This is a genomic window from Mycoplana sp. 10N416, from assembly GCF_056394765.1.
Map to the genome: position 1 here is coordinate 1 of NZ_JBFTIM010000036.1, position 4,312 is coordinate 4,312.

Below are 4,312 nucleotides of genomic sequence, written 5' to 3' on the forward strand. Positions count from 1 at the left end.
GCCGGCGCCGGCGGGGGCTATCAAGGAAACATGGGCGCCATCGCTGGCTGGAACTCCGCGCGTGTCTATCAGCAGGCAATCGCCCGCATCGGCGCCGCGATCGACGGCAGTTAGATAGTTGCGCCCGCTTCCAGCTTAAAGTCGCCGTGCGACGGCTCAATTTGCTGGCTCCAGTACGATTTATGGCCTGCACGTCGTGAGCAGTGCATGCTGCTTTCCGGCACTCACTGTACGCCAGTGATGGCGCCTCTGGGCAGCCTTCGCGCTCGTCAAGACATTCTGCATCACCTGTCGCGCTACGACCTTGAATTTCATCGGCGATTTCAGGCGTGACCAATCCCAGTCCTCGGCGGCAAGAGCTCTGATGTCCGCTATTCGTGTTGGGCGTCCTAGCAGCGGACGGTCGGCCGTCGGCCTCGGCGCGGGTGCCTCCGTGCGGAAGCTCAAGGATTCGTTCGGGCGGAGTTCTTCTGGACGTAAAGGATTGACCCCAAACCGGACATTCTCAGCGAGCGTTTACTGCCGGAAGTCGGCCGTCCACGGCTCCGTGACCACTGCCCAAATGTAGGCATCGCCCACGGCGAAGATGCAGTCGAGGTTGGGCCTTTGGTCATTCAGGAGGTACTCAAAGCGCTCCTTGGCGCAACCACGCGACAGGCTCCGCAGCAACCACTGCTTGAGCAAATACTGTGGCGGCCGCGCACCATCCCGGCGTTTTCATGACGGCCGCAGTTGAGAGAGCCAAGTGAGACAAAGAGATCCCGGCGCTAACTGCTCTGTCGTCTTGCTCAGAACTCCTTCAACGCGTAGGCGAAAACATCGTCCCACTCATTGTCGATGACCGGCATCAGGCCAAGGCCCCTCAGGAGGAACAGTCCCTCGATCGCGAGGAAGGCGTGGCGCGCACGGCGGCCTTCCGCCGTCGTCGGATCCGCCAGATCGAAGGCCCCGCGATAAAAGGATCGCACGTATTCGAGATGACGAGGCTCGTTCGACAGCGCCGCCATCAAATGAGCGGCGCGGGTCTGGAAAACGTATTTTTGCTCGGCCGAGGCCTTTACATGCGCCTCCAGCCTGTCGAGAGGCTGGTTCCCTTTCGTGAGTGTTTCCCGCTGGGCAACAAAGCGCTCCAGTTCGCGACGCAACATGTCCTCGATCAGGACATCCTTCGTGGGATAGGTGTAGGTCAGCCCGCCCTTGCTGATGCCCGCCTTCGCGGCCACCATGTCCATGGTGAAATGAATCCCGCCGGTCTCAGTGATCAACTCCTCGGCTGCCGTGAGAATGGCGGTCTTGTCGATGCGTTTCGGTCTGGGCATGTCACCTTCGTTTCCGGCGAGCTTCCCTCCCGGAGAAATCGTCTGAGGCATGCCGGGCGTCGGATGGGGCGTTTCCGCAACTCCCGGCATGCCCGCCAACTCAGTATCGGAAGACGAATTCCGAACCATCGGTAAAGCGGTTGAAGCGATAGATCGACGGGTCGCAGGTGGTCTTCTCGCCGGCGATCATCTCTGCGATCATCTGGCCGGAGGCGGGCCCGGTGGTCAGGCCGTTGCCGGAGAAGCCGGTGATCAGGAAGAGCCCGAGGAAGTCCGGGATGTCAGTCACGAACTGGGTCGAATCCGGCGTTGCGTCGATCATGCCTGCCCATTCCTCCTTGATCACGGCTTTCTCGTACTGCGGAAATGCCCGGCGCAGGTTGGCGAGCGCCGTGTCGTTTTCGTGGCGGTCGACCTCGCCCGAGAGCATGCGCACCTGCTCGAATGGCGTGACCTCGTCATTTCTCCAACTCGACTTCATGCGCAGTGACTCAAAGAAGTCCTTGCTCAGGCGTACTTTGACGAGATTGCCAGAATGTTCCAGCGTCGGCAGGAAATCGAACAGGAAGCGGAAGCTGTCCTTGGTGATCGGAGCAGCGCTCGTGCCGACGCCGACCGAGGTCTCGCCATCCGCCTGCATTCGCCAGGTGAAGTCGGGTCCATATCCGGCACCCGGCAGCGCGCCGTCGACGCGGCTCAGACGCTGCATGGAGGAGGCGAGCATCAGTTGCGGAACGCGCACGCCGATATTGCCTGCGAAAAGCGAACTCCACGCCCCGCCTGCCATGACGACGTATTTGGCCTTGATGTAGCCCTTCTCGGTGTGCACGCCCGCAACCTTGCCGCCCTCGCGCTCCACCGAACGAGCCGCGCAAGGCGCGACGATCTTCACGCCCTCGCGAATGGCGCCCATGGCAATCTTGGAGACGGAGTAGGTCGGTTCGGCCGTGCCATCGCTGGCCTGGTAGAGCGCCGCCTTGAACTTGGATCCAGCGCCCGGAATGAGTGTGTCGAGTTCGGCACCCGTAACGATCTTGGCGTCCATCTGCGGCTGGATCTCGAGCGCCGATTTCAGCCAGTCGGCGTGCACATCGACTTCCTCGTCGGAGCCTATCAACGTGAAGTTGCCAGACCGACGGAAGCCGATGTCTTCACCGAAACGGGCTGCAAAACCTTGCCAGATGGTCTTAGACTGGTTGGTGAGCTCCAGTTTTCCGAGGTCCCAGCCGTTGGAATAAATCCAGCCGAAGGCGCGGCTCGACTGCTCGCCCGCGACGACGCCCTTTTCCAGCAGAACCGTGTTGAGGCCCTTTTCGTTGAGGAAAAGCGCCGTGGAGATGCCAGCAATTCCGCCGCCGATGACCACGACATCCGCCTCGGCCGGGAGTTCGGTGAGCGTCTGCACTGGCATGGCGCGCGGCACAGCCGAGCTGTTGCGCCAGCCGGACCCGGACATGAAGCCGATGCCGACCCCTGCGCCGATCGCCGCGCCCGCAACACCGCTGCCCGCGCCGAGGATGAAGTTACGTCTGGAGATAGCCATTGCACACCCTTGTAATGCCGAAGTTCGATGTCGATTCGACGCAGCCATGAAAGTAGGTCGCAAACTAATTTCCGACTGCTCAGTCTGAAACATATAGAGACTGGCTAGTCGAAAATCAAAGGACCGCCGTCCCTGATCAACAACTCGGCGGCTATCATGCGCTCAATGATTTGATTTGCGTCCGTCTTGGCATCCTCTGTCCCGCCAGTCATGGGCGCACCGAAAGGGAATGACCGCTTGTTGGCGCCTTGCTCCCGAAAGGGGACGAGCAGCTTTCGGCCCCGAAACGGACATATGGGAGTTGAATATCCGACAGGCGGTTTTGCGCCCCCAATTCACCTGCTGGCAGAGTGCGCAATGGGAGCCCGAGGCGGCCTTGGTCTACCCTCCCCAGTCGTGCGAGGCGGTGCACAGTCATGTTACTCTCACGGACGGACCATTACCTTGAGCGCTTCACGATCGTTCATAGCTCGATATCCACTAGGGACCCCATCCAGGTCGACGGTACGGTCGAACACCCGCCCAGGCTCAATACCGCTTTCCATGATGTTTGGCAGTAATTCATCGATGTAGGCGCGTACTGGAGCGGGCCCGCCCCCACGATCACATTATGGTAGAAAAAAGGGCCAGACAGATCGACCGCTCCGTAGTGGGGCACGCTGACACGGCCGATCGCGCCGCCGGGCCGAACGATCCCGAGCGGAGTGCCCATCGCGGGACCACTGCCGACACACTCGAGCACGGCGGGGCTTTGCTCATGGGTCCGGACGGCGGGTTCATCACCGGCAGCGACGGTCGGCCAGCCCGAGTAGAAGGCGAGATGGGTGACTTGCGGGTGACGTCGCCGCGTCCAGTGTGGGGAAAAAGGTTCTGTTGGCCGATCTGCGGCGGGAAAATGCCGTAGCCGCAGCGTGGCGCATCATCCCCTATCCGGGGAGCCGACGGTGAGGCGTTCCTCAGTTCCGTCTTACGGATCTCGCTGTCAAACCCGAATGAGGGTCATTGAGAGGCCGCTATGATGGAATTCGGCAAAATCAAGCCCACATCTTGTATATGGAGCTCTGAGCGTGAAACTCGCACGTTTTTCCCTTTTCGCTGCGGTTCTGGTGGCCGCTGCGGCCCTTACTCTCTCTTCCTCGATCGGCGAGAGGAGCGGCCGGACGACGGTGGCGTTGACCATCGATATCGATGGCGCCATCGGCCCGGCCAGTGCACGGCAACTCAAGGAAGGTCTTGAGACTGCGGTCGCACGCAACGCTGAAGTTGTGATCTTACAGATGAACACCCCCGGCGGGCTGGTCACATCGATGCGCGAGATGATCGCCGATATCTTGGCGTCGCCCATTCCTGTCATCGGTTATGTCGCGCCATCAGGCGGCCATGCGGCAAGTGCCGGCACCTACATCCTCTATGCAACCCATGTGGCGGCAATGGCGCCCGGCACCAATCT

At 61.0% G+C, this 4,312-nt stretch carries 3 protein-coding genes and 1 pseudogene; 2 read left to right on the top strand and 2 right to left on the bottom strand.

Annotated features, from left to right (window positions below):
• A pseudogene (locus AC1DDS_RS25625) lies at positions 1-114 on the top strand (lytic murein transglycosylase); the annotation flags it as partial.
• Positions 115-788: 674 nt separating this feature from the next.
• Here the strand turns inward: AC1DDS_RS25625 and AC1DDS_RS25630 are convergent.
• The gene (locus AC1DDS_RS25630) at positions 789-1,319 is read right to left on the bottom strand and encodes a TetR/AcrR family transcriptional regulator (RefSeq protein ID WP_477481418.1); all 531 of its coding nucleotides are present in this window, start codon (positions 1,317-1,319) and stop codon (positions 789-791) included.
• Between the two features lie 100 nt (positions 1,320-1,419).
• On the bottom strand, positions 1,420-2,862 hold the full coding sequence (locus tag AC1DDS_RS25635) for an NAD(P)/FAD-dependent oxidoreductase (RefSeq protein WP_477481419.1): 1,443 nt from the start codon (positions 2,860-2,862) through the stop codon (positions 1,420-1,422).
• Positions 2,863-3,929: 1,067 nt separating this feature from the next.
• Here AC1DDS_RS25635 and AC1DDS_RS25640 point away from each other — a divergent pair.
• A partial coding sequence (locus AC1DDS_RS25640) for a Clp protease/crotonase-like domain-containing protein (RefSeq protein WP_477481420.1) occupies positions 3,930-4,312 on the top strand: 383 nt, incomplete at its 3' end.